This is a genomic window from Maribacter luteus, from assembly GCF_009674825.1.
GTDB lineage: Bacteria > Bacteroidota > Bacteroidia > Flavobacteriales > Flavobacteriaceae > Maribacter_A > Maribacter_A luteus.
This window is the reverse complement of the sequence record NZ_WKJH01000002.1, coordinates 330,079-355,285: the sequence shown is the minus strand read 5'-3', so window position 1 is coordinate 355,285 and position 25,207 is coordinate 330,079. Positions and strand designations below refer to the sequence as shown.

The following is a 25,207-nucleotide window of genomic DNA, read 5'->3' as shown; positions in this document are numbered from 1 at the left end:
TTTGCTTAATCATGGGTGTTTTTATCAGTTTCTATATAACCTAATCGCCTTTAGATAATTTATCGCTCCGTTCATGGTCATATCATTACTGAAACCATCGAGTTCGGGATGGTTGTTTTTAATCCAATCCACTAAAGCATCTTTCTCCTTGTTCCAGATGTTCCAATTGGCACCTATGGATTCCAATTCTTCAATTTTTGAGATTTTCCCTGAAGTAAAAGAGATTTTTTGAAGGTACACCAAAGGGTTATTTTTTAAAAACGTATTACGCATATTATTCTGGGCTATGGTAACGATAATCTGATTGTCGTTTTCCTCTATATCGATTACTTCATAAGACGATCTGAAAATGGAGTCCCATTTAAATTGTCCATAAAAACTATCAAGGTTATAAGGCATAACATAATCTCCTGAAATGAGTGTTATACTATCGTGTATAAGTGTTTTTAGTTCCTTATAGTTACCTGTGTTCCTGGCGTTATAGTATTTATATACAGATTCACGATGGGATAATGCCTTTTCCTTACACCCTGTAAGTAGGCAGAAGGCAAAAAGTATAAAAAACATGTTTTTCACTGACATCATCAATTACTAGATTGTGAGACTGTTATGCTATCGAAATAATTTCCGGCTTGTAATGCGATCATAAGTTTCCTTTCGATACCTGTTTCGTTTTTGGCCATTTCGATATATATTTCGGTTGCATTTTTCCTTTCGATTCTATATTCGATTTCGTCTATGATAAAATTCTCGGCAGTAGTGTCGATTTCATTTCTGTCGAAACTTGAAGAGCCGTTCAAGTAGATGCCATCAATCCACCACCAGGATCCTTCCGTTATGATAACGATGGAATCATTGTCAACACAGAGTTGGACTTCTTTTTGTGAGAGTTTAATATTGTCATCCCATTTTCCTATAGGCTGGTCAGATTCCGAGCAGGAAATACTTGAGGTAAGAACTAGTAGAAATCCGATTATTTTAAGTTTGGTCCTAGTTTTCAAAGTGATATGGTTTAACGGGAAATTAGGTTTATTGCCACTTGTCCATATTAAAAATAAGTATTTAAGTTTAAATGAGATATATAGAAAATGCCCATAGCTGCATTATTTGGACTAAAGTATATTTTTATAGGGTCATTCCGAAATTCTGTGTATCACAAAATGTATCAATGATGCTGCAAGTTTCGCCGTTTGATCGTCAATGTCATAGGTTGGGTTCATCTCGGCAATATCCATTCCCAGTAATTTCTTGGATTTGATGATCGTCCCTAAAGATCGTAACACGATATCAGGCGAAAAACCCATGGGTGATGCCGCACTTACCCCAGGGGCATAGGCGGAAGAAAATCCGTCTAAATCAATGGTCACGTACACATGGTTTACTCCACTAATAAATTTTTTAATGACCCTTGATACGGTTTTCAACTTCTGTATATTGAATTCGGTATTCCTTAAGAATTCAACCTCTAAGTCTATGGCGGTTTCAAATAGGTTTTTATCATTGGAATCCGGGCGTATGCCCAAACACAGATATTTGAAGGGAGTTCCGTTGGCATTGCAATCCTGCGCGATTTGGTAAAAAGGAGTTCCTGAATTAGGGCCGTTTTCAACTGATCGTAAATCAAAATGGGCATCAAAATTAATAATGCCGATAGTTTTCCTTTTTCCGATATGATCGGCCAAACCATTGTAATGTCCGTATGCGATATCATGTCCGCCACCCAAGATTATCGGGAGGGCGTTTTTGGTAAGCGATTTACTCACCATTTGGGACAATTTGTTTTGGGTAACTTCCATATCCCCTTTGATACATTGGATAGTACCACAGTCGTAAACCTCTGTTTTTGAATCCAGATGATTGGGCATTTTTCCTAGTTGTGCTCTGATGGCATTCGGACCGTCAACAGCCCCGACCCTACCTTGGTTGCGTTTTACGCCCTCATCACATTCATAACCCAATAGGGCAATGGAATGCGGTGAAATAGACTCAATAGGGCCGCATTTTATCTTTTCATGCATATAAAGTCGTTGGTCAGAGGTTCTGCCCGACCAGATTTTGGGATTTGCTTTTTTGTAAATAGCCATAATCAATCGAATAAATTATCCAACATTCTTTCTTCCACTAAATTAGGTAGCGTGACCTTAAGTTCTGGGGTGCGGTCCATTTCCCTTTTTATAGCAAATAGGGCTTCTTCGTTTCTGGCCCAACTTCTCCTCGAAATTCCGTTGTTCACATCATAGAACAACATGTTCTTTAAACGTTTGGAGGCATCATCTGACCCGTCCAAGACCATTCCGAATCCGCCATTGATTACCTCGCCCCAGCCAACACCACCACCATTGTGGATAGAAACCCAGGTGGCACCTCTAAAACTGTCCCCGATTACATTGTGTATGGCCATATCTGCCGTGAATTTACTACCATCATAAATATTACTGGTTTCCCTAAAAGGGGAATCCGTACCACTAACATCATGATGGTCCCGCCCCAAAACTATGGGAGCGGTAATCACCTTATTCTTAATCGCTTTGTTAAAGGCTTCCGCGATTTTTGCCCTGCCTTCGGCATCCGCATATAAAATACGTGCTTGGGATCCAACCACCAATTTGTTCTGCTCGGCTTCTTGGATCCAAGTAATGTTGTCCTGTAGTTGTTGTTGAATTTCTTCCGGAGCAGCTTCTTTTATCCCTTTCATGACATTCAAGGCGATAGTATCGGTCTTTTGAAGGTCTTCAGGCTTTCCTGAGGTACAGACCCATCGAAAGGGACCAAAACCATAGTCGAAACAAAGTGGCCCCAAAATATCCTGAACATAGGAGGGGTATCTGAAATCGATGTTGTTTTCGGCCATAATATCCGCTCCTGCACGGGAGGCTTCCAACAAGAAGGCATTGCCGTAATCAAAAAAATAGGTTCCTTTAGCGGCGTGTTTATTGATTGCAGTAACCTGTCTTCGTAATGATTTTTGTACTTGTGCCTTAAAGGCGCCAGGGTTATTCGCCATCATATCGTTGGATGCTTCAAAAGTCATTCCGACAGGATAATATCCGCCCGACCAAGGGTTGTGCAAAGACGTTTGGTCCGACCCCAAATGCACGAAGATATTCTCACTGTCAAATTTCTCCCAAACATCTACCACGTTACCGATAAATGCCAAAGAAACTACTTCATTGTTCTCAATGGCCTTAAGGGTCCTGGCCACCAACTGGTTCATATCATCAATCAACTCATCGACCCAACCCTGCTTATGTCGTTTTTTTGCCGCGGCAGGATTCACTTCTGCACAAATGGTGATGCATCCGGCAATGTTTCCTGCTTTTGGTTGTGCACCGCTCATTCCCCCTAATCCGGCTGTTAAGAAGATTTTTCCTTTGGGAGATTCGTTCTTCTTCAATACTTTTCTAAAGGCGTTCATGACCGTAATTGCCGTGCCATGGACAATGCCCTGAGGGCCGATGTACATATAGGAACCGGCCGTCATTTGTCCGTATTGGGTTACACCGAGCGCATTGTATTTTTCCCAGTCGTCGGGTTTGGAGTAGTTAGGGATCATCATGCCATTGGTTACGACGACCCTTGGTGCATCTTTTGATGAGGGAAAAAGGCCCATGGGGTGCCCCGAATAGATGTGCAAAGTCTGTTCTTCGGTCATCGAAGCCAAATACTGCATAGCCAACAGGTATTGTGCCCAATTCTGGAACACGGAGCCATTACCACCGTAGGTAATTAGTTCTTCGGGATGTTGTGCTACAGCGGGATCCAGATTGTTCTGGATCATTAACATGATGGCGGCTGCTTGAGGGGTTTGGGCAGGATACTCGGAAATGGCCCTTGCGAACATTTCATATTCCGGAATAAAACGATACATATATATTCTGCCGTACATGCTCAATTCACTGGCAAACTCCTTGGCCAATTCGGCGTGCCAGGTTTTGGGGAAATACCGGAGCGCATTCTCGATAGCCAATTTTTTTTCCTCAATAGAAAGGATGTCCTTGCGTTTTGGGGCGTGACTGATTGTGGAACTCCGTTCCCTTTTCAAAGGTAATTCAGAAGGAATACCTTGCAGTATTTGCGATTTGAAATCTGTGGAAAAGCTATTTGATTGCATGTTGATCAGTGCTTATGTTTATTATAGGCCAACGCTCCTTTTTTCCATACCATGCATGGTTTAAAGTTTCCTTGATTGTATAAAATCTCTTTATAATCAGCAGTGTGGAAAATGCTGAGGTCGGCCAAACATCCCGATGATAATCGTCCTCTATCCGTTAAGTTCAGAGCTGCAGCAGCCCGAGTTGTAATACCCGCCAAAACTTCAGCGTTACTCAATTTTTGAAATGTGCCCAAAATGGCGGCTTGGGTCAATAAATCGCCCATTGGGGCAGAACCCGGATTGTGATCACTTGCTATGGCCAAAGCACCACCGGCATCCAGGATTTTACGTGCTGGGGTGAAATTACAACCCAATCCGATTGAAGCCCCAGGGAGTGCTGTTGCGATAACATTGCTCTTTGCCAAAAGCTTTATTTCTATATCCGTACTGGCTTCTAAATGATCCGCGCTTATGGCATTGTATCTAATGGCGACTTCACTGCCGCCGGTAGAGAATTGGTCGGCGTGTACGGTAATGTCGAAACCAAGTTCCTTTGCCTTGTTGAAATAGGGTTCAATAAGTAAGGGATAAAATGCGCCCTCTTCTATAAAAGCATCGATTCTATTTGTAAGTTTTTCGGCTTTAAGTGTAGGGAGTAATTCACGTGTGATTTGTTCTAGATATTCAGCAGGACTCCCTTCAAAATCCCTTGGGACCATATGTGCCGCCAAACAGGTCGAGACCAAATCAACAGGAAGCAGTTCATCGGCATCTTTGATGGCGTAGAGCATTTTAAGTTCTTCGGCCACGGATAGTCCATAACCACTTTTGACCTCAATGGTGGTCACCCCATTTGCCAAATGTCTTTTGGCTCTTTTAACGATGCCCTTCGTCAAGGTTTCTTGCGATGCTTTTCGGGTTTGGGTAACCGTGTCCCAAATGCCACCACCGGCTTTGGAGATTTCCATATACGTTTTGCCGGAATTCCGCATGGCATAATCATTGGCCCTGGATCCCGAAAAACAGATATGGGTATGCGCATCTATGAATCCAGGAAGGCAGGTATGGTCTCCTTTAAGTTCGTGTATCTCGGTATCATTCAGTGATGTTACTTTAACTAAATCGTCGAATTTTCCGATTGTTTTAATGCGGTCCCCTTCAACAAGAATACCGCCATCTGCCACAATTTCCAATTGATTGTCGGTGATAGCCCCTTTTGTGGGGAGCCCTGTCATCGGGATTATTTGTTTAAATGGGCCTATGAGTTTCATGTTTTTGGGTTTTGATGTAAAATACTTTTCCGCTAAAGCGGGAATTATAGAAAGCAACATTTAAAATACTTCAAATTCATTGGAAAACGGAGTCTTGAATGAAATCTTTTTCTCCTTTTTCGTTTTCTCGATGGTTTTGATGATGGTCTTGTCCTTTATCATTTCTATGCCAATCGCTATGTCATCGGCAAATACCCTGTCCTTAGCTGCAAAAGGTACTTTTTCGCGAACTGCCTTATGAACTTCATCCAATAAAATACCCGATTTTAAGGGTTTCCTGAACTCAAAGGCCTGTGCTGCGGTCAAAAGTTCAATGGCTAAGATCTTCTCAACATTTTCAAGTACTTGCAAGGCTTTTCGTCCGCTGATCGAACCCATGCTCACATGGTCTTCTTGTCCCAACGAAGTAGGAATGCTGTCCGCACTTGAAGGATAACATAAACCCTTGTTTTCACTGGCCAATGCTGCAGTTGTATATTGCAGGATCATATAACCGGAATTGATCCCGGTATCCTGCATCAGTAATTTAGGCACCCCGGGACTATTGCCTTCCAAAGCAAGGTAGATTCTTCGGTCTGAGATGTTCCCTATTTCCGAGGCAGCGAGACAGGCATAATCCAAGGCCATGGCCAAAGGCTGACCGTGAAAACTTCCACCACTAATGGTGAGCTCGTCGTCAATGATTATGGGATTATCGGTAACCGAATTCAATTCAATCTCCAATAATTCCTTCAGATGCAACCAAGCATTTCGGGAAGCTCCGTGTACTTGGGGAATGCAACGTAAAGAATAAGGATCTTGAACCCGTTCACAAAAAGCATGGGCCTCCATGATTTCAGAGCCTTTTAATAAGCGTTTTATTCTCTTCGCTACGTGCACATTGCCTTTATAGGGTCTTAAGGCATGTAGTTCATTGTAGAAAGGTTTTATGGAACCTTGTAGTCCTTCAATCATCATAGCACCGATGATATCTGCCTGTGATAGGCAGCTGTGCATTTTTTCAACTACCTTAATGGCATGTGCCGCTATAAATTGGGTGCCATTGATTAGGGCAAGTCCTTCTTTTGGCCCTAATTCCAAGGGCTGCAAATCTGTTTTCTCGAAGAGTTCATCAGTAGTAAGTATTTCACCTTTGTATTCCAATCTTCCCAAGCCAATTAAAGGAAGGAATAAATGGGAAAGTGGAGCCAAATCCCCGGAAGCACCTACAGAACCTTGGGAAGGTACTAAGGGAATGGCATTATGCTCAATATGCCAGATAATGCGCTCTAACGTGGTCTCTGAAATTCCTGAAAAACCTTTAGCAAGGGAATGTGCCTTTAAAATGAGCATAAGTTTTGCAATTTCCTTGTCAATAGGTTCACCCACGCCCACACTATGGCTTTGCAATATGTTGTTTTGGAGGATTTTCGTTTCCGCTTTCGATATCTTGGTAGTACAAAGTGGTCCGAAACCCGTATTTATGCCATAGACCGGTTGGCCTTTTTCAACAATGTTCCGGACGATTTCCCAACTTTCAGAAACCTTTGTACGTGTTTTTTTGGATAGGGTCAATTGCAAATCGCCATTTGCAATGGCAATAGCCGCACTGGCCGTTAGCCAATCTTCCCCTAAGGCGAACGATTTTGGTAATGAAACCATTGGTATAGTTTTATACTATAAATTTATTGATTAAGTTTGATAATTGCCAATACCAAAAATATCACGTTATAATAATTATGGGTTATCAATTAGAACTTCGACATTTTACTTATTTTTTAGCAGTGGCAGAGGAACTCCATTTTAGAAAAGCTGCTGAGAAGTTGTTTATTTCACAACCGGGATTAAGTAGGCAGATTAAACAAATGGAGGAAATTCTTGAAGTTCAGCTTTTTATACGCGATAAGAAAAAAGTAGTACTTACTCCTGCTGGCCATTATCTAAAGAATAAGACGGAGGATATTTTCCATCAGATAAAAGAGATGAAAAGGCAATTGCAGTTGATCGGCGAAGGGGACTCTGGAGAAATTCGAATCGGGTTTTTGGGTTCTGCGATGCATAATGTAATCCCTAACCTACTGTTGGATTTGAAAGACAAATTCCCCAAAATAAAAACTTCATTGGAGGAACTGCCCAATACGGATCAAGTCGAGGCTGTTTTAAAGGATGAATTGGACTTGGGGTTTGTACGGTTGTCAAGGGTTCCGGCGGCATTGCAAATGACAACGGTCTATGAGGATACGTTTTCATTGGTGTTACCGGAGAGCTATCCCATGCTGACCCGTAATTATGAGGGAATGCATCAATTTGCCCATGATAATTTCATTTTGTTCAGCAAGGAGTACAGTCCGTTTTATTATGAGACGATCATGAGTATTTGTTCCGATGCCGGTTTCGTGCCCAAGGTTTCGCACAAAACAGTACATGCCCATACCATATTTAAGTTGGTAGAGAATAATCTTGGTATAGCCATTGTACCCACTGCCTTGCAATCAGGTTTTCGAATGCGGGTAAAATTCATTGAATTGAAACAAATTGACCAACGGGCATTGTTATCCGTAATATGGAAAAAGGACAACCCCAATCCAGTTTTAAAAAATTGTGTGGATTTACTTTTGAAGTAAGCCATGGAAAATAGTAGTTTTAGAACCTAAATAAAAAAACATGATTCAAGACTTGATCAAGGACAGACGTTCGGTCTTTCCTCCACAGTATATAGATATGGCCATTCCGAAAAAGAATTTGGACCAGATTTTAGAGGCCGCGAATTGGGCCCCTAACCATAAAAACACAGAGCCATGGAGATTTAAGGTCCTTCAAGGTGGGGCAAAGGTAAAATTGGGTAAGTTCTTATCTGAAAAGTATCAGCAAATTGCGGAACGCCCTCAACAGGTAAAGATTAAAAAGTTAGGCACGTATCCCGTTAAATCCGCTGCCGTGATTGCGATATGTATGCAAAGGGACCCCAAGGAATCCGTACCCGAATGGGAAGAAGTGGCTGCCGTTGCCATGGCCGTTCAGAATATGTGGCTAACCTGTACTGAAATGGGTATAGGTTGCTATTGGAGTTCTCCACCACTTATTGATTTCATGGATGAATTTTTTGATTTGGCCGAAGGGGAGAAGTGCCTCGGATTTTTATACATGGGTTATTATGAGGAAGAACTCTCGAGAGGCACAAGAAAACCAATAAGTGAGAAAGTCGTTTGGCTCGAATAGTTCTGGGAATATTTAATTGAAGTAAGGAAACAATGTTCCTTTATATTCCCATGCAGTTGCGATAAAAAGACCTAGATACACGATGGTGACCATGAATTTTAGAAAGGTTCCGGTCAAAAATCCTATAAAAGAACCAAAAGCGGCCTTTGTGGCCGTTTTTTTATCCGCTTTGTTAAGAAGTTCCCCCACCAATGCTCCGATAAAGGGCCATATGATGATACCGAAAGGTCCTAAAACCGGAAAAATTAAGGCAACCAACAACCCTATGGTCGTTCCGAGCATTCCAGCTTTTGTGCCTCCGAATTTTTTGGTCCCAACGGCGGGAATAATATAATCCAGCGCAAATACAACAAGTGCAATTACGAGGGTAATGCCCAAGAAGACCCAGTCATCAGGTATGGCTTTGGTCAGGTATAATAGTAGAAGTCCGATCCAACTAATAGGCGGACCGGGCAAAACGGGAAGAAAACTCCCAAGAATCCCGATCAACATAAAAATAAATCCGAAAATCAGTAAAGCAATATCCATGTAATAGTATTTATCGTTTGACGAAGATAAGGGGTAATTGTTACATGTCTTATTTTATTTATTGGGGGTTCGTCAAGATAAATTTCCCCAAAAAAATCGTAATTTCCCCCTTGAAATTGGGTTCATGAGAAAGTTTTTCACCATACTACTTTTATGCTCTTGCCTTTCCTGTGATTTGTTCGAATCGAAGGAGGCAAAGACCCAAAAATTGGTCAATAAGGAAATGCAGGCCATAGATTGGAACGATGTAGACAATTATCCGTTATTTGAAAATTGTGATGAATCAACCTCAAAAGCATTTCAAAAAGAGTGTTTTGAAACGGAATTACTCAATCATATGGCAGCTACCTTAAATGGGTATGAATTTGTTATTGGTCCTGATATGGATACAATAGTTCAGGTAGATTTTTTAGTGGATCAAGAGGGTAAAATGACCGTACTCAATATTGCAAAGGATAGGACCATCAATGATTTTATGCCCGAATTCGATGGTATTATTTCGCAAAGCCTGAAGAATTTACCGCCCTTGGCACCAGCATTGAAGAGAGGTATCCCGGTAAAGGCAAAATTTAGGATACCTATTGTTCTCAGTGCGGATTAATTTCAATAATTCCGGTGTAAGTTTGCCAACGTAATTTTCTAACAATTAATAGTATAAAATTTGTCCAACGAAAAAATCATTTTGGGAATAGATCCAGGAACCACGATTATGGGTTTTGGACTTATAAAAGTAGAAAACAAGCAAATGAAATTCGTTCAGATGAACGAATTATTACTTCAAAAATATAAAGACCCTTATACCAAATTAAAACTCATCTTTGAGCGTACCATTGAGCTGATCGATACGTACCATCCTGATGAAATAGCCATTGAGGCCCCGTTTTTCGGAAAAAACGTACAATCGATGTTGAAGTTGGGGCGCGCACAAGGGGTAGCAATGGCCGCAGGGTTATCGCGGCAAATCCCCATTACCGAATACCTGCCCAAGAAAATAAAAATGGCCATTACCGGTAACGGAAATGCGAGTAAGGAGCAAGTGGCACGAATGCTTCAAAGTACTCTTGGTTTAAAATCCTTACCCAAAAATCTGGATAGCACCGACGGACTGGCAGCTGCCGTTTGCCATTTTTACAACGAGGGTAAAATAGACATCGGAAAAAGCTATTCAGGTTGGGATGCCTTTGTAAAGCAGAACAGCCCCCCGACCCCCAAAGGGGGAGTTGGAAATACACCAATTGTAAATCTGCGTAAAAAGAAGAGTTGAATAAGCCAACAGTTGGTGGTGAACAATAAATAGTTGGGAGTAAACAATAAGAATTGACAATAAACAATTAGATTGAGGAACCATCACCCAATGGATAAATCATATGAGTTTGCCTTGAAAATTATGGTGTTCTTTTCTGAAAACTACAAGAATAAGCAAAGGCTAAAAATTGCTAATTGAAAACTGAATTATGTCCGGCATATACATCCACATTCCCTTTTGCAAACAAGCCTGTCACTATTGTGATTTCCATTTTTCGACCAGTATGGCGAAGAAGGATTCGATGCTCGAGGCCTTAAAAAAGGAGTTGTTTTTGCGTAAGGACGAATTCAAGGATGAAGAGGTAGGGACCATTTATTTTGGTGGTGGTACCCCATCGGTTTTAGATACGAACGAAATCAACGATTTGATAATTACTGTACAATCGCATTATAAGGTTGCTGAAAACCCGGAAATAACCCTTGAGGCCAATCCTGATGATTTGTCAAATGGGAAAATAGTGCAATTGTCCCAAAGTGAGGTCAATCGTTTAAGTATTGGGATTCAATCATTTTTCGAGGAAGACCTGAAGATGATGAACCGAGCACACAATGCAATAGAAGCGGAGCAATGTATAGCGGAAGCGGTAAAGTTTTTCGATAATATTTCCATAGACCTTATTTATGGAATCCCGGGAATGTCCAATGAGCGATGGCGACAGAACATAGAAAAGGCCCTTTCTTTCGGTATACCCCATATCTCTTCCTATGCTTTGACAGTTGAGCCTAAGACCGCTTTGGCCAGTTTTATTAAAAAAGGATTGATACCTCCTGTCGATGATGCCTTGGCGCAACGGCATTTTCAAATACTATATGAAACGTTGACCGATCAAGGCTATGATTGTTATGAGGTATCCAACTTTGGTAAACCAGGGTATTATTCAAAAAACAACACCTCCTATTGGCTAGGTAAGAAGTATATGGGCATAGGTCCGTCGGCACATTCCTATGACGGGGAGCGTAGAAGTTGGAATATCAGCAATAATCCAACATATTTAAAGGCCATTGATCTAGGTGAATTGCCCATGACCAGTGAGGAACTTTCCCGAACCGATAAGTACAATGAATATGTAATGACCGGTCTGCGTACAAGTTGGGGTGTTTCTCTGGATAGGATAAAGCTTGAATTTGGTGAGAAATACCTTGTATATATTACCGAACAGATAAAAAAATATGTAGATAGGGACTTGTTGACCATAGCGAAAGGACAACTGGTAGCCACCAAAAAAGGAAAGTTCTTGGTCGATGGGATTGCCAGTGATTTGTTTATGGTTAACTTAGGATGACAAAAGTGTTTTTGATGTGATGTCGGTAAAACATAAAGATTCGGTTTTCGTCGGTTCGAGTGGGGTCGATAACCAAAACCCTTAAACTCCAAGGCCTCGATTTCACTCGGCGAGGCATTTTTTTATGATTGCAACAGTTAAGGTCAATAACAGGAACCATACGATAGATCTTTCGAAACCCATTGATATTTCAATACCTATGAAAGGGGAAGCATCCGATGTAAATGCATGGTATATTGAACATCCCCGTATAGAACCGCATACCGAAGGGGATTTTATCGGTGCCGTTTCCAAAGGGGCCGCTGTTAATTTCAATGATATTTGGTTCAACCCGCATTCACATGTCACGCATACCGAATGTGTAGGGCATATTACCGAGGAATTCCATTCGGTCAACAAAAATCTGAATCAGTATTTCTTTTATGCTGAGGTGGTTACTATTGCCCCGGAAAAGTTCAATGATGATTTTATAATTTCGAAAAAACAGCTGCAATATGCCTTTGGGAATAAAAAAAGGGATGCGATTATCATTCGAACATTACCCAATCTTAGGGATAAATTCTCCAAGCAGTACTCAAAAACAAATCCCCCATATGTAACCGAGGAAGCTGCCAGGTTTTTGGTTGATAAGGGCATTGAACATTTGTTGATCGACCTTCCTTCAATAGATAAGGAAAGGGACGGCGGTGAGTTACTGGCCCATAGGGCATTTTGGGATTTTGATGGTAAAATGAGAAAGCAGGCAACGATCACAGAGTTTATTTTTGTGCCCAATAGTATTGAGGATGGTACCTATTTCCTTAATTTACAGGTAGCACCTTTTGAGAACGATGCGTCACCAAGTAGACCAGTGTTGTACAGGAATATAGAACAGTGAAAAGGTGGGGGCGAAGCCTTCACGACGTTGGAGATGCCTCGGTTACCTGATCAAGGCTTAGATCCCGATAACTTAAAAAGTAAGTAGATGAAGACATTGATTAAATTGGAAGAGTTGATGATGTTTATTCTTGGAATATTCATGTTCGGGTTGTTGGGTTACCAATGGTGGTGGTTCTTGGTTTTGATTTTAGTTCCCGATATAGGAATGGCAGGGTATTTGTTCGGTAAGAAGATCGGGGCATTTACCTATAATCTTTTTCATCATAAAGGTTTGGCCATATTTTTATACTTTGCCGGAATGTTTTTTTCGTCACCCATCATTCAGTTGGCAGGGATAATATTATTTTCGCATGCCTCCTTGGATAGGGCATTGGGTTATGGCCTAAAATATAATAAAGGATTTAAGTATACCCATTTAGGGGAAATCGGGAATAAAAATGGATAGTATATTAGAGATATTTCTTGGACTTATTTTAGGGGCCATCCTTATGTATTGGATGTTTTCCATGTTCAGGAAAAAGAAAAGCAAGGAACTGACAGAGCACCAATCAACCGTGCTTTTGGAGAAAATAAGAAGTGTTTGTAAACTTATTTCGGTGGAAGGGGATTTTGCCGAAATTTATAAGTACGAAAACACCAAGGAGCGCTTCCTAAGTTTGGTGAGCAGTAAAAAGAAGGCCCTTATTGTCATTAATGCCAAGGCTTTGATCGGGTATGATCTTCAGAAGATATTGATGCATGCCGATAATGACAAAAAGAAAATCATTCTCACGAATTTTCCGGAACCTGAAGTCATTTCAATAGAACCCGAACTGGAATTCTATGACATACAAAACGGACTCTTCAATACCTTTACCCCAAATGACTTGACATCATTGAATAAAGAGGCCAGAAAGCATATCATGGAAAAAATACCGGAAAGTGGACTTATGGAAACCGCAAAACGGGAAGCTTTGGAGGCGGTACTTTTGATTGAGAAGATTGTTGAGACCATAGGTTGGAAATTGGATTATTCGGCCTTGAAAATTGAGGGGAAACAGAAGAAATTATTGGATTTATGAAAACTTTGATGACGGTATTTTTTTTAATCTTTGGTATAGTCGCATATGGCCAAAAAAATGACACTATGAGGGATTTTGACACGAATTTTGCACATACGGTTTATTTTTGGTTACAGCATCCGGAGAGCCAAGCAGACCGTGATGCTTTTGAGACTTCCTTACAGAAATTCATGGATAATTCGGCATATGCAAAGACCAAATACATAGGAAGGCCCCCAAAGGCGAGTAGGGATGTTGTCGACGGTTCTTTTACGTATTCGTTGATCGTTACTTTCGAATCTGCGGAAGCCCAACAAAAATATCAAGACGAAGCCCCACATAAATTATTCATAGAGGAAGTGGGTCACCTTTGGTCAAAGGTCATTGTTTACGATTCCAAGGGAATTTAGGTATTTGTATTATGAACATAGAGGAGTTCAGGGAATATTGTATAGCCAAAAAAGGAATAACAGAGGAATTTCCTTTTGATGAGCATACCCTGGTTTTCAAGGTTATGGGTAAGATGTTCGCTTTGGTTACTTTGGAAAGGTTTCCCTCCCAAGTTAATCTAAAGTGTGACCCGGAAAGGGCCATTGCCCTTAGGGAAGAGTTTGACGGCGATATTTTACCGGGCTATCATATGAGCAAAGTGCATTGGAATACCATTATGCTGGAAAATCTACCGAAGAAGTTGATAATGGATTTGATTGACCATTCCTACGTATTGGTGGTCTCAAAATTTACCAGAAAGCTTAAAACCGAATTTGATGGTTTGGAATAAGTTATGCGAACGAATTTAGAATACATAATAGAGGATTTAAAGGAATGTTTTGATGGCAAACCATGGTATGGCGATTCGGTCATGAAAAAATTGGATGGCATTGATTGGCGGGTCGTGAATGACAAGGTTTATGGTGAAAAGACCATTGCCGTTTTATTGCAGCATATGATCAACTGGCGAATTTTCGTCCTCAAGAAATTAGAGGGAGATGTCGCTTATGATATCATTATAGATCAACTGAATGATTGGACCGTGACCACGGTCAATAAAGAGCAGGAATGGCAAGCGCTGTTGAATATGATTCGGAACAACCAGGAGAAAATCCTAAAGCATTTGGCCAAGTGCGATGATAATTTACTCAATGAAACGGTACCCGGTAAAAAGTATAAATTCGGACCTATTTTAAGAAGCCTGCATCAACACGATATTTATCATTTGGGTCAGATAGCAATGCTGAATTCCATGGCCAAAAGCTAGGTAGGTTTACTTATCTTTACATACTAAATAAGTTACTGCCCCAATGCAAGAACCCTTAAAGTTCTATAACGAACAGATTTCAGAATATAAAATTCAGTTGTCCCAAGTAAAAAAGCGATTGTACGCCTCTAGTATGTTACGCTTGGCCATTTTTTGCCTATCGGCTTTTGGTGTTTATTTTGCCTTTGGGAATGGCAAACTAGTGGCGGGGATAGTCATTGTTACGATTGTTCTTTTCATTTTTTTGGTTTCAAGACATACCGATTTGCAATACAAACGGGATAGGATAAAGGCATTGCTACGAATTAACACTACGGAGATTGAAGTGTTGCGAAGAAAGTTCCATGATTTGCCAGATGGTAAGGAATTTGATAGGGACGACCATTATTTTTGTAAGGATATAGACCTATTTGGGAGAGGTTCATTTTATCAATATGCCAATCGAACATCATTGAAAGAAGGGAGCGGGTATTTATCATCTCTCTTGTTGTCTAATGATATCGAGAATATTAAGGCCAAACAAGAAGCTATCAAGGAGTTGGGGCAAATGCCCAAATGGAGACAAGGGTTTTCTGCCGTGGCAAGCCTCGTAAAAACGGAGACACCTTTTAATCTCATCGTTAAATGGCTGAAAGGGTACCAGGTGTTTGTGCCTAAATACATGTCCTTTTTGCCCACTGTTTTTTCATTGGCTTCAATCGTTCTGATTTCCCTGTATTTTATTGACCTGCTTAATGGTTGGGGACTGGTGTTTTGGATGTTCCTTGGTTTGGGTATTACCGGGGGCTATTTAAAAAAAATAAACAAACTCTCCTCAGACACTTCAAAGGTTCAAAGTACCTTCCATCAGTATCAAAAATTGATAATGCAATTGGAAAACACTGAATTCAAGGCCGATTTATTGAAAGAGAAGCGGGCCGTGATTTTGCATGATAAAGTCTCAACATCGAAGATTTTAGGGGAATTCTCAAAAATTTTGAATGCGTTCGACCAGCGGAACAATATGATTTTCGGGTTTTTGGGAAATGCATTTTTGCTGTGGGATCTACGACAGTCCTTTAGATTGGAAAAATGGATAGAAGGTCATGGTAATGAAGTGGAATCTTGGTTCAACGTGGTCGCATTTTTTGATGCATATAATAGTTTGGGCAATTGTGCCTTTAACCATCCGAACTATTGTTATCCTAAGATTACAAACGGGGACGTGGTTTTAAAACCGACCAAGGCGGGCCATCCTTTGTTAGATCCGAATAAAAGTGTTTTGAACGATTTTCAGATAGATAAAGAACAGTTCTTTATCATTACCGGGGCCAATATGGCGGGGAAAAGTACATTTTTAAGAACAGTATCCCTACAGATTGTAATGGCCAATGTAGGTTTGCCGATATGTGCCACCCATTCGGAGTACTCCCCGATAAAGCTGATTACCAGTATGCGAACTTCCGATTCCCTGGCAGATGATGAATCATACTTTTTCTCTGAACTGAAGCGCTTGAAGTTCATAGTGGATGAAATTCAAAAAGACCGTTATTTCATCATATTGGATGAAATCTTAAAAGGCACAAATAGTACCGACAAGGCTATTGGTTCCAGAAAATTCGTTGAAAAACTGGTCGCTTCCAAATCAACGGGGATCATTGCTACCCATGATCTTAGTTTGTGTGAGGCAGCGGATGATATGCCCCAAGTACGGAATTTCTATTTCGACGCCGAGATAATCAACAATGAACTTCATTTTGACTATACGCTTAAAAAGGGTGTTTGCCAGAATATGAATGCTTCCTTTTTACTCAAAAAGATGGAGATAGTTAGATAGAAGCAAGATCCAAGTCGTGATATGTTAGACAAACTCCAAATCCCAAATTCCAAATACGGAGAGCGAACTAAAAGAAGAATCAATAGACCGGACTTTTTGTGGATTATCCCTTATCGAAAGTATTGGTTCTAAAAGCACAACGGTCTTGTATCTCAAAGTCTGGATTCCAAATTAAATTCATAGGCCTTTCACCTGTAGATCATGAAAAGCATCGGCTTGGAGTTTTAGAAGCTCTTCGGCTTTTTTCTTTTTATGGGCATAGACGGCTTCTTCCTCTTCGATCTCACTGTAGATTTTATTGTTCAGGGCCATATCGGTTGACAAAATCTGTTCGCGTTGTTTTACCTTTTGGGTAACCCATGTCTTGAGTATGCTTTCCTCTTCTTCTTGCTTAATGTCATATTCTCCTTTAGGGGCCAATAACTTGGCTATAATGGGGGAAGTCTCTATCGCAAGGAATAAAAGAAAAATAAAGAAAGAAGGAAACCAAGGTAATTCACCTAGGGCGTTGATACGTGCCATGAGTCCGTCGAACCCATCGATGATAGGCTGGGAAGTATTTACGGCCGTATTATATTCGGCATTTAAATTGGCGATTTGGGATTCCAAACCAGTAATTTTTTCCGTGTTGGCAACTTTCAACTGTTGTAATTCTGCCAAGGCGGCATCGTGTTTCTCCCGCTTTTCGGCATAAACGGGGCCTTTTCCTAAAAGTCCGGTTCCGGCGGTACCTTCGGCCTCTGAAATATAGGTATCATAAAGAGCGTTCGTTTCTGCTTCTTTGGAGTTTACCTCACCTTTCAATGCGATAATATCTTGATTCAATTTATCGATCAAAGGATTGTATTGTAATGCAATTTGGTCTTTATTGGCCAAAGTGAGTTCGTTCTTTTGTTCTAAAAGCACTTGATTGATTTCCTTTTCGAAAATCTTCATTTCAAGGGGTTTTGAAATGACCACGGCAATGATCACCGCCAAAATGATCCGTGGTGTAGCCTGTAATAGTTCATTACCAAAACTATTTCGTTTTTTAATGGTAGAAACGATAAAACGATCAAGGTTAAAGATCAATAATCCCCAAATGAGTCCAAAAAAGATGGCAGCGTAAATAGTGTCAAAAACGGTGAAAAGGGCGTAAGCGCTGGCTAAAAATGCCATAACCGCGGTGAAAAAGACAGTAGCTCCGATGCCGGCATATTTATTCTGTTCACCTTGGGAGCATGTAGAAAGCAAAGAAGCATCTGCCCCTGAGCAGAGGATAAAAAAACGTTGTAACATAGTGTTCCGATTTAATTATTGAAACCACCCTCGAATTGTTCTTGGGAGGGAATTCCAATATTGATTGATGATTCATATAGATAATTAGAACGTCATCTATGATGTTTTGTTACAGAAAAGCCTACTAAATCGAAGAATTTGGGCAAAATTTAAGATAAAACATAAAGATTTGTATAAATGTCATCGCTTTTCAAACCGTTTTAGAACACTGAAGATTATTTTTCTATTCTTAAAACGTTCCATTTTCAGAAAGGGTAAAATGATTGGTCATAATTTTAAGTGGATCCAAATTCCATTTGTCCTAAATATATGTAGCTTTGCAGCTCTTAAAAACTATCAGAATGGCATTATTGGAAGACTTACAAGCAAGAAGCGGCTCTAAATGTGAACTATGTGGAGCGACCGAAAATTTAAAAATCTACGAAGTGCCCCCAGTATCGACGGGTGGTATCGATGGCAGCCTTTTAGGGTGCGATACTTGCCTTGGTCAGATTGAGGCTCCCGAAACCATGGATCCCAACCATTGGCGTTGTTTAAATGATAGTATGTGGAGTGAGCATGGTGCGGTGCAGGTTGTCGCTTGGCGCATGCTTTCAAGATTGAAGTCAGAAGGTTGGCCACAGGATCTTCTAGATATGATGTATTTGGATGATGAACTGTTGAACTGGGCCAAAGCAACCGGTGAAGGTCAGGACGAATCGGAGAAGGTAGTTCATAGGGATGTGAACGGTGTTATTTTGGAAAATGGGGATAGTGTGGTCCTTATCAAAGATTTGAAAGTAAAAGGGTCCAGTATGGTGGCCAAACAGGGTACGGCGGTGCGACGTATTTCCTTGGATAGGGAAAATGCCGAATATATTGAGGGCAAGGTAGGTGCACAGCAAATCGTTATCATCACGAAGTACGTTAAAAAGATCTAGGGTTTAAAAACCAAATCGTAGAGACAGGCATTATAACGGCAAGAATCTACATTAAAAACAAGGTTTTGCGTTAGGGATAGTAGCGGAAAGCTCTGAACTGTATTTACAGTGAAGACTTGTAGCGAATAGCCCGACCCTTGGGTAACGCCCAAATAAACAAAGGGCAAAGGGTTGGACTTTATCCCCGAAACGTAAAAATGGGGTATCGATTCTAATTATTTCGAGGCCATCATTTCAGTGAAATACTTAAAGAAATAGGGAATGGTTTCTATGCCTTTATAATAGTACCAGAGTCCGTAATGTTCGTTGGGGGAGTGTATGGCATTACTATCCAATCCGAAGCCCATTAAGATGGTCTTGCTGCCCAGTTCTTCTTCAAAAAGGGAAACTATGGGAATACTACCTCCGCTACGTTGTGGAATAGGGGTTTTCCCGAAAGTGGTTTCATAGGCTTTGGAAGCCGCTTGGTATGCGATGGTGTCTATTGGGGTAACATAACCTTGTCCGCCATGATGGGGGGTTACTTTCACTTTTGCCCCTTTAGGTGCGATTTCGTTAAAATGTTTTACGAACAATTCGGTAATTTCTTTCCAATCTTGGTGGGGAACCAAACGCATGGATATTTTGGCATAGGCCTTACTGGGAATAACGGTCTTTGCACCTTCACCTGTGTAGCCGCCCCATATTCCATTGACATCCAATGTGGGTCTTATGGAATTACGTTCGTTTGTCGTATACCCTTTTTCTCCGTATACACTTTCAATTTCCAATGCATTTTGATAGGTATTGATGTCAAAAGGGGCTTTGGCCATTTCGGCCCTTTCTTCGGAGGATAGCTCCTCTACCTTGTCATAAAATCCGGGAATGGTAATATGGTTGTCCCCATCGTGTAATGAGGCGATCATTTTGGTTAAGATATTGATGGGGTTCGCCACAGCCCCGCCGTATAATCCCGAATGCAGGTCGCGATTGGGTCCGGTAACCTCTACTTCAACATAGCTCAATCCCCGCAATCCGGTGGTAATGGAAGGAAATTCCTTGCTGATCATACCGGTATCGGAAATCAAGATCACATCATTTTTAAGTTTTTCTTTATTGTTGGCGACATAGGTAGCAATATTTACGCTGCCGACCTCTTCTTCCCCTTCGATCATGAATTTTACGTTACAGGGCAATTGATCGGTTTTGACCATGAATTCCAAAGCCTTTACATGCATGTACATCTGACCTTTGTCATCACTGGCACCTCTTGCGAAGATAGCCCCCTCAGGGTGTTCTTCGGTTTCTTTGATCACAGGTTCGAATGGAGGTGAGTCCCAAAGCTCTACCGGGTCGGGTGGTTGTACGTCATAATGGCCATAGACCAAGACCGTCGGTAACGAAGGATCTATGATTTTCTCTCCGTAAACAATGGGGTAGCCATCGGTTTCGCAGAGCTCAACAAGGTCGCATCCGGCATTGACCAAAGCTTTTTCCACTACTTCGGCCGTATTGATCACGTCTTGCGAAAAGGCCGAATCCGCACTGACCGATGGTATTTTTAGCAGCTCAATGAGCTCGTTTAAAAAGCGATTTTTATGTTGTTCTACGTACTCTTTGCTACTTTGCATGTTTCTTGTTTGGATATAAATTCAAAAATACAAAAAGAACTTTTTAAAAAGAGAGTATCGTAAATTCAAATTTTGCTTTATATTTGCATCCCGATAATCAAATAGGTTATTGGAACAAGTATGCGGGCGTGGTGGAATTGGTAGACACGCTAGACTTAGGATCTAGTGCCGCGAGGTGTGAGAGTTCGAGTCTCTCCGCCCGTACAACAAGAGAAAAGCCGACTTTTAGGAGTCGGCTTTTTTGTTTTTGGTAAACTTGGGTAGCATCGGTTATTAGATGCTTGTTGTATGTACTTTGTAAATCAATTGCATATTCGATTAGAATTAAAGTATTCAAGGTTTTAAGGGTATTCTCAATTTCTTTAAATTTACAGGATAAACTCAATTTTCATGAGTCCCAAAAGAATCAACCCAATTTTATTTTTATTTCTGATTTTTCTTCTTTTCTCGTGTTCTTCACGGAATGAAAAAGATGGGATACGTATTGGATTCTCCCAAGCGATGGTAGATGATGAATGGAGGCAATCTATGAATAATGCCATGCAATTACGGGCATCCTTATATCCTAATATCACTTTAGACATATCAAATGCCAATTATGATGTTCAGCGACAGATAACACAGTTAAGGAAGTTCATTGCTGATAGTGTGGATATTATTATCGTTTCCCCAATTCAATCAAAGCCTATTACCCCTATCGTGGAAGAAGCGATGAATTCCGGAATTCCTGTGGTATTGGTCGATAGAAAAACGGATAACGAAAAATATACCGTTTATGTTGGTGCCGATAATATTGAGGTTGGCCGCAATGCAGCTAAAATCATTGTTTCCAATATTCGTGATTCTTTAAGGGTAATAGAGATAAAGGGACTTAAAGGGTCTTCCCCGGCCAAGGAAAGAAGTCTTGGTTTTCATCAGGTAATTGATAAGTTTGGCAATATTGAGTTTTGTGGAGCTATTGAAGGTGATTGGGAGAAGGAATCCGTTACTGAAAGTTTTCGGGAAATGTTATTACGTACCGGACCTGTCGACTATGTTTTCGCCCATAACGACAGAATGGCAAAGGGTGCTTGGGAGGTCGCAAGAAACTTAGGTATAGAAAATAATATCAAGATTATTGGGGTTGACGGATTAAATGGCCCAAATGGTGGAATACAATTAGTCAAAGACGGCATGCTTGCAGCTACGATATTATATCCTACCGGGGGCGATGAGGCCATAAAAACGGCCTTGGGACTATTGAACAATGAGGATGTGCCTAAGAACATAATCCTTAATACTACTGTAATAGATCGGTTCAATGCTGAAATAATGCAAAACCAATTGAATAAAATAAATGAACATCAGACACTCCTTGAATCACAGGTATCAGCTATAAAAAGACAAGAACAACTGTACTACTCACAAAGTAATATCTTGAAGATTATTCTTGGTTTTTCTTTGATTATTCTAAGCTTGGCCATTTATAGTATATATTCAAAAATCGCTATTGTCAGGAAAAATAGGCAGTTAGAAATTACCAATAGGAAAATCACGGTCCAAAGAAATCAAATCGAAAAGATCGCTAATGAGGTCAAGGAAAGTAATGAGGCAAAAATGAATTTTTTTACTGGACTATCCCACGAGTTCAAAACTCCCATTACATTAATTATGAGTTCAATTGAGTCGTTAAGGGAATGGGACAAAAAAAAGGGGAATAAAACCGGCTTTGAAATTGAACTGATTCAGAATAATTCAAATCGCCTTCTTCGGTTGATCAATAGTTTGTTGGATTTCAGAAAAGTCGAGGATCAAAAGTTTAATGTAAGGGCCTCAAAAACCAATATTTATAAGTTTTCCAATAATATTTATAAAGAATTCAAAGGAGAAGCGAAAAAGAGGGGCATTAATTTCAATATTAGTTCCAATAATGAGGAGTTGGATTTGTTTATCGATAGAAATTTAATGGATAAGGTTTATTTTAACCTATTGTCCAATGCCTTTAAATTTACACCGGATAATGGTAGAATAGATATTGAAATCCATGATAATTTTGAAGAAAGCAGTATCAGCATCCATTTTAAGGACAACGGAATAGGAATACCGGAAAATGAATTGAAAAATGTATTCACCCCTTTTTTTAAGGGATCGAATAATAGGAAAAACAGTTCAGGGGTAGGTTTGCATTTAAGTAAGCAGTTTGTTGAGCTTCATCTAGGGAAAATCGAGGTAAAATCCCATAATGGAACTGAATTCATTGTTACCTTGTTTAAAGGGAACACCCATTTCAATGAAGATCAAATTGTAGTGGACCCGGAGATAGTCGATTCGACTTTGATCAATTTTTCGGAAGATATTACAATGGATGATACCCATATTAAATTGGACACCAATACTGGGGAAGAGAGGTATTGCATTCTTTTGATAGAGGATAATAGGGACTTGAGTTTCTTTCTTAAGAACAAGCTTAGTGTCGAATATGATATCGTTTTGTCTGATGGAACGGATGGTACCGAGTTGGCGTTCGAGCATGTTCCCGATGTTATTTTATGTGATGTGAACCTTCCCGTTAAGAATGGTTTTGAGATTTGCGAAATATTAAAAAACGATTTGCGTACCTCACATATTCCAGTAATCATATTGACCGCCTTGGGGAATAAGGAATCTTTTATAAAAGGGCTTCAAAGTGGGGCCGATTTATATTTGACCAAGCCGTTTAACTATTCGATCTTAACGCAATCTATTAAGTCGCTCCTTTATAATCGGGAAAAATTAAGGTATTATTATACCAATAATATTCATAAAATAGACCAGGTGCAATCTTTTAGAAACCCGGAACAATTATTCGTTCGCGAATTGAATAAACAAATAAAGGACAATTTGGACAATGCAGGTTTTTCAGTTGAGAACCTGGCCGATGCACTGAATATCTCCAGGGTTCAATTGTACAGAAAGGTCAAAGCTATGTTGGGTATCAGTGTTAGCGATTACATTTCCAATTTTAGATTGGAAAATGCGAAATCTATGCTAGAAACGACCGACAAATCCATTGCTGAAATAGGGTATAGTACAGGTTTTTCTTCCCCGAATTATTTTTCTACCGCCTTTAAAAGTAAATATGGTGTTACTCCAGGGGCCTATAAAAAATCATTTTAGGGCATTTTAATCTTTCCGCTCTTTAAATCATGTATCAATTTTAAACTTACGTGTTACAAAAGTGTAACCTATTAATTCTTCTTTGTTAAGGTGTTTGTGTTAGTATACTGATATTCAGTAGGTTAATATTGTTTGTGGAAATGTGAACGAAATCATAATAAACTGTAACATTGGTAAAATAACTCTTAAATAATTTGTAATAATATAGTCTTCGTATTTAATAATTGTGATATGAGGAAGATATTGGTTTGGTCTATTACTGCGGCTTTGGCAGGATTTTTATTTGGTTTTGATACCGTAGTGATTTCTGGAGCGGACAAAAAATTACAGATGTTATGGGGAACTTCAGATGTGTTCCACGGAACCGTGGTTATGGCCATGGCTTTATGGGGTACGGTAGTAGGTGCATTATTAGGGGGAATACCAACCAATAGGCTCGGTAGAAAAAAAACGCTTTTTTGGATCGGGGTTTTATATACCGTTTCCGCTTTAGGTTCTGCATTTGCAAATGACCCTATAACCTTTGCTTTCTTTAGGTTTTTGGGAGGGTTGGGTGTAGGGACATCCACAATAGCCGCTCCCGCATATATTTCTGAAATTTCACCCGCCAAGGATAGGGGGAAACTAGTAGGTCTGTACCAATTCAATATCGTTTTTGGAATATTGGTGGCCTTTTTATCCAATTACCTGTTAAGTGGTATTGGGGAAAATGCTTGGCGATGGATGGTTGGGGTAGAGGCCATTCCTGCTGTAATTTATACACTATTTGTCACCACCGTGCCACAGAGCCCTCGTTGGCTTTTGACAAAGCTTCGAACCGAAGAAGCTCTTAATGTGCTTAATGTGATAAACCCTGATCAGAATGCGGAGGAAATGATGATGGAAATTAATCAGGAGAACGAAAATAAGGCACCGGGAGATAATATTTTCATGAAGAAATACCGTTTTGCACTGATTCTTGCTTTTTGTATGGCCTTTTTTAATCAAGCATCTGGTATAAATGCTTTTTTATACTACGCCCCTAGAATATTGGAAGAGGCCGGTCTGGGAGAAAGTACGGCTTTATTGAGCAGTATTGGAATAGGTGTCACCAACCTACTTTTTACCCTTGTGGGTATATTTCTAATTGATAGGTTCGGTCGCAAACAACTAATGTATATAGGCTCTTTTGGATATATAGTGTCGCTCACCTTGGTGTCTTGCGCTTTCTTCTTTGGTTGGGAAGGAATGTCCGTAGCCATATTCCTGTTCCTTTTCATTGCCGCACATGCCGTAGGGCAGGGTACTGTAATCTGGGTGTTCATTTCCGAAATTTTCCCCAATCACTTAAGAGGCTCCGGTCAATCCTTCGGAAGCTCGGTTCATTGGGTATTGGCGGCAGTGATCCCCTCATTGATCCCTGTGTTGTTCTCATCGATCGGTGCAGGAACCGTATTTGCCTTTTTTGCCTTTATGATGTTTTTGCAATTGCTCTTTGTAGCCTTTGTTATGCCAGAAACAAAGGGGGTTTCCTTGGAGGCTTTGAGCAAATCCTTAAGTAAATCAGAAGGTGCAAATACTAAAAAAGGCAATGTGATTGAATAGTGTAAATGT

24 protein-coding genes and 1 tRNA gene are annotated in these 25,207 nt (G+C 40.3%); 16 read left to right on the top strand and 9 right to left on the bottom strand.

Annotation, left to right across the window (positions count from 1 at the left end; genetic code table 11):
- Window positions 1-24: 24 nt before the first annotated feature.
- The 6 genes from GJ691_RS04740 to hutH all read right to left on the bottom strand — a co-directional run bounded on the left by GJ691_RS04740 (window position 25) and on the right by hutH (window position 7,005).
- The gene (locus GJ691_RS04740; protein WP_246200115.1) at window positions 25-567 is read right to left on the bottom strand and encodes a hypothetical protein; all 543 of its coding nucleotides are present in this window, start codon (window positions 565-567) and stop codon (window positions 25-27) included.
- A gap of 17 nt (window positions 568-584) precedes the next feature.
- Window positions 585-1,001: a hypothetical protein gene (locus GJ691_RS04735; RefSeq protein ID WP_154364273.1), complete on the bottom strand. Its 417-nt coding sequence runs from the start codon at window positions 999-1,001 to the stop codon at window positions 585-587.
- A gap of 132 nt (window positions 1,002-1,133) precedes the next feature.
- Entirely contained in the window at window positions 1,134-2,084 is a 951-nt protein-coding gene (gene hutG / locus GJ691_RS04730; protein WP_154364272.1) for a formimidoylglutamase, read from the bottom strand.
- A 2-nt stretch (window positions 2,085-2,086) separates the two neighbouring features.
- Window positions 2,087-4,111: a urocanate hydratase gene (locus GJ691_RS04725; protein WP_154364271.1), complete on the bottom strand. Its 2,025-nt coding sequence runs from the start codon at window positions 4,109-4,111 to the stop codon at window positions 2,087-2,089.
- Between the two features lie 5 nt (window positions 4,112-4,116).
- Window positions 4,117-5,364: an imidazolonepropionase gene (hutI, locus tag GJ691_RS04720; RefSeq protein WP_154364270.1), complete on the bottom strand. Its 1,248-nt coding sequence runs from the start codon at window positions 5,362-5,364 to the stop codon at window positions 4,117-4,119.
- Window positions 5,365-5,424: 60 nt separating this feature from the next.
- Window positions 5,425-7,005 (bottom strand): histidine ammonia-lyase, encoded by a 1,581-nt coding sequence (gene hutH, locus GJ691_RS04715; RefSeq protein WP_154364268.1) that lies wholly within the window; start codon window positions 7,003-7,005, stop codon window positions 5,425-5,427.
- Between the two features lie 77 nt (window positions 7,006-7,082).
- Between hutH and GJ691_RS04710 the strand changes: the two genes are divergently transcribed.
- Complete coding sequence (locus GJ691_RS04710) at window positions 7,083-7,967, top strand: LysR family transcriptional regulator (RefSeq protein ID WP_154364266.1); 885 nt, start codon at window positions 7,083-7,085, stop codon at window positions 7,965-7,967.
- Between the two features lie 40 nt (window positions 7,968-8,007).
- Window positions 8,008-8,562, top strand: a complete 555-nt coding sequence (locus tag GJ691_RS04705) for a nitroreductase family protein (protein ID WP_154364264.1) — start codon at window positions 8,008-8,010, stop codon at window positions 8,560-8,562.
- 12 nt (window positions 8,563-8,574) lie between these two features.
- Here the strand turns inward: GJ691_RS04705 and GJ691_RS04700 are convergent, their stop codons facing one another.
- Entirely contained in the window at window positions 8,575-9,090 is a 516-nt protein-coding gene (locus tag GJ691_RS04700; protein WP_154364262.1) for a DUF456 domain-containing protein, read from the bottom strand.
- 124 nt (window positions 9,091-9,214) lie between these two features.
- Here GJ691_RS04700 and GJ691_RS04695 point away from each other — a divergent pair, with 124 nt between their 5' ends.
- From GJ691_RS04695 to GJ691_RS04650, 10 genes are all read left to right on the top strand, one after another.
- Complete coding sequence (locus GJ691_RS04695) at window positions 9,215-9,691, top strand: hypothetical protein (protein WP_154364260.1); 477 nt, start codon at window positions 9,215-9,217, stop codon at window positions 9,689-9,691.
- Between the two features lie 60 nt (window positions 9,692-9,751).
- Complete coding sequence (gene ruvC, locus GJ691_RS04690; protein WP_154364258.1) at window positions 9,752-10,354, top strand: crossover junction endodeoxyribonuclease RuvC; 603 nt, start codon at window positions 9,752-9,754, stop codon at window positions 10,352-10,354.
- A gap of 190 nt (window positions 10,355-10,544) precedes the next feature.
- On the top strand, window positions 10,545-11,678 hold the full coding sequence (gene hemW / locus GJ691_RS04685) for a radical SAM family heme chaperone HemW (RefSeq protein ID WP_154364256.1): 1,134 nt from the start codon (window positions 10,545-10,547) through the stop codon (window positions 11,676-11,678).
- A 124-nt stretch (window positions 11,679-11,802) separates the two neighbouring features.
- Window positions 11,803-12,555: a cyclase family protein gene (locus GJ691_RS04680; RefSeq protein WP_154364254.1), complete on the top strand. Its 753-nt coding sequence runs from the start codon at window positions 11,803-11,805 to the stop codon at window positions 12,553-12,555.
- 87 nt (window positions 12,556-12,642) lie between these two features.
- Complete coding sequence (locus tag GJ691_RS04675) at window positions 12,643-13,002, top strand: DUF4260 domain-containing protein (RefSeq protein WP_154364252.1); 360 nt, start codon at window positions 12,643-12,645, stop codon at window positions 13,000-13,002.
- A complete protein-coding gene (locus tag GJ691_RS04670; protein ID WP_154364250.1) occupies window positions 12,995-13,618 on the top strand; it encodes a DUF4230 domain-containing protein in 624 nt (207 codons plus the stop codon). The genes GJ691_RS04675 and GJ691_RS04670 overlap by 8 nt, the downstream gene beginning before the upstream one ends.
- Before the next feature lie 65 nt (window positions 13,619-13,683).
- Window positions 13,684-14,007: a Dabb family protein gene (locus tag GJ691_RS04665; RefSeq protein WP_246200114.1), complete on the top strand. Its 324-nt coding sequence runs from the start codon at window positions 13,684-13,686 to the stop codon at window positions 14,005-14,007.
- An 11-nt stretch (window positions 14,008-14,018) separates the two neighbouring features.
- Entirely contained in the window at window positions 14,019-14,378 is a 360-nt protein-coding gene (locus GJ691_RS04660) for an MmcQ/YjbR family DNA-binding protein (protein ID WP_154364246.1), read from the top strand.
- A 3-nt stretch (window positions 14,379-14,381) separates the two neighbouring features.
- The gene (locus tag GJ691_RS04655; protein WP_154364244.1) at window positions 14,382-14,855 is read left to right on the top strand and encodes a DinB family protein; all 474 of its coding nucleotides are present in this window, start codon (window positions 14,382-14,384) and stop codon (window positions 14,853-14,855) included.
- Window positions 14,856-14,898: 43 nt separating this feature from the next.
- Window positions 14,899-16,671, top strand: a complete 1,773-nt coding sequence (locus GJ691_RS04650; RefSeq protein ID WP_154364242.1) for a MutS-related protein — start codon at window positions 14,899-14,901, stop codon at window positions 16,669-16,671.
- Between the two features lie 177 nt (window positions 16,672-16,848).
- Here GJ691_RS04650 and GJ691_RS04645 read toward each other — a convergent pair whose 3' ends face one another.
- Window positions 16,849-17,949: a DUF4407 domain-containing protein gene (locus GJ691_RS04645; RefSeq protein WP_154364240.1), complete on the bottom strand. Its 1,101-nt coding sequence runs from the start codon at window positions 17,947-17,949 to the stop codon at window positions 16,849-16,851.
- Between the two features lie 341 nt (window positions 17,950-18,290).
- Here GJ691_RS04645 and GJ691_RS04640 point away from each other — a divergent pair, with 341 nt between their 5' ends.
- The gene (locus tag GJ691_RS04640; RefSeq protein ID WP_154364238.1) at window positions 18,291-18,869 is read left to right on the top strand and encodes a PhnA domain-containing protein; all 579 of its coding nucleotides are present in this window, start codon (window positions 18,291-18,293) and stop codon (window positions 18,867-18,869) included.
- A gap of 215 nt (window positions 18,870-19,084) precedes the next feature.
- On the opposite strand, the gene GJ691_RS04635 is transcribed toward GJ691_RS04640, so the two are convergent.
- Complete coding sequence (locus GJ691_RS04635; protein WP_154364236.1) at window positions 19,085-20,479, bottom strand: dipeptidase; 1,395 nt, start codon at window positions 20,477-20,479, stop codon at window positions 19,085-19,087.
- A 122-nt stretch (window positions 20,480-20,601) separates the two neighbouring features.
- Between GJ691_RS04635 and GJ691_RS04630 the strand changes: the two genes are divergently transcribed.
- From GJ691_RS04630 to GJ691_RS04620, 3 genes are all read left to right on the top strand, one after another.
- A tRNA-Leu gene (locus GJ691_RS04630) sits at window positions 20,602-20,683 on the top strand.
- 186 nt (window positions 20,684-20,869) lie between these two features.
- Window positions 20,870-23,614, top strand: a complete 2,745-nt coding sequence (locus GJ691_RS04625; RefSeq protein WP_154364234.1) for a substrate-binding domain-containing protein — start codon at window positions 20,870-20,872, stop codon at window positions 23,612-23,614.
- Window positions 23,615-23,845: 231 nt separating this feature from the next.
- Window positions 23,846-25,198 (top strand): sugar porter family MFS transporter, encoded by a 1,353-nt coding sequence (locus GJ691_RS04620; RefSeq protein WP_154364232.1) that lies wholly within the window; start codon window positions 23,846-23,848, stop codon window positions 25,196-25,198.
- Window positions 25,199-25,207 lie beyond the last annotated feature (9 nt).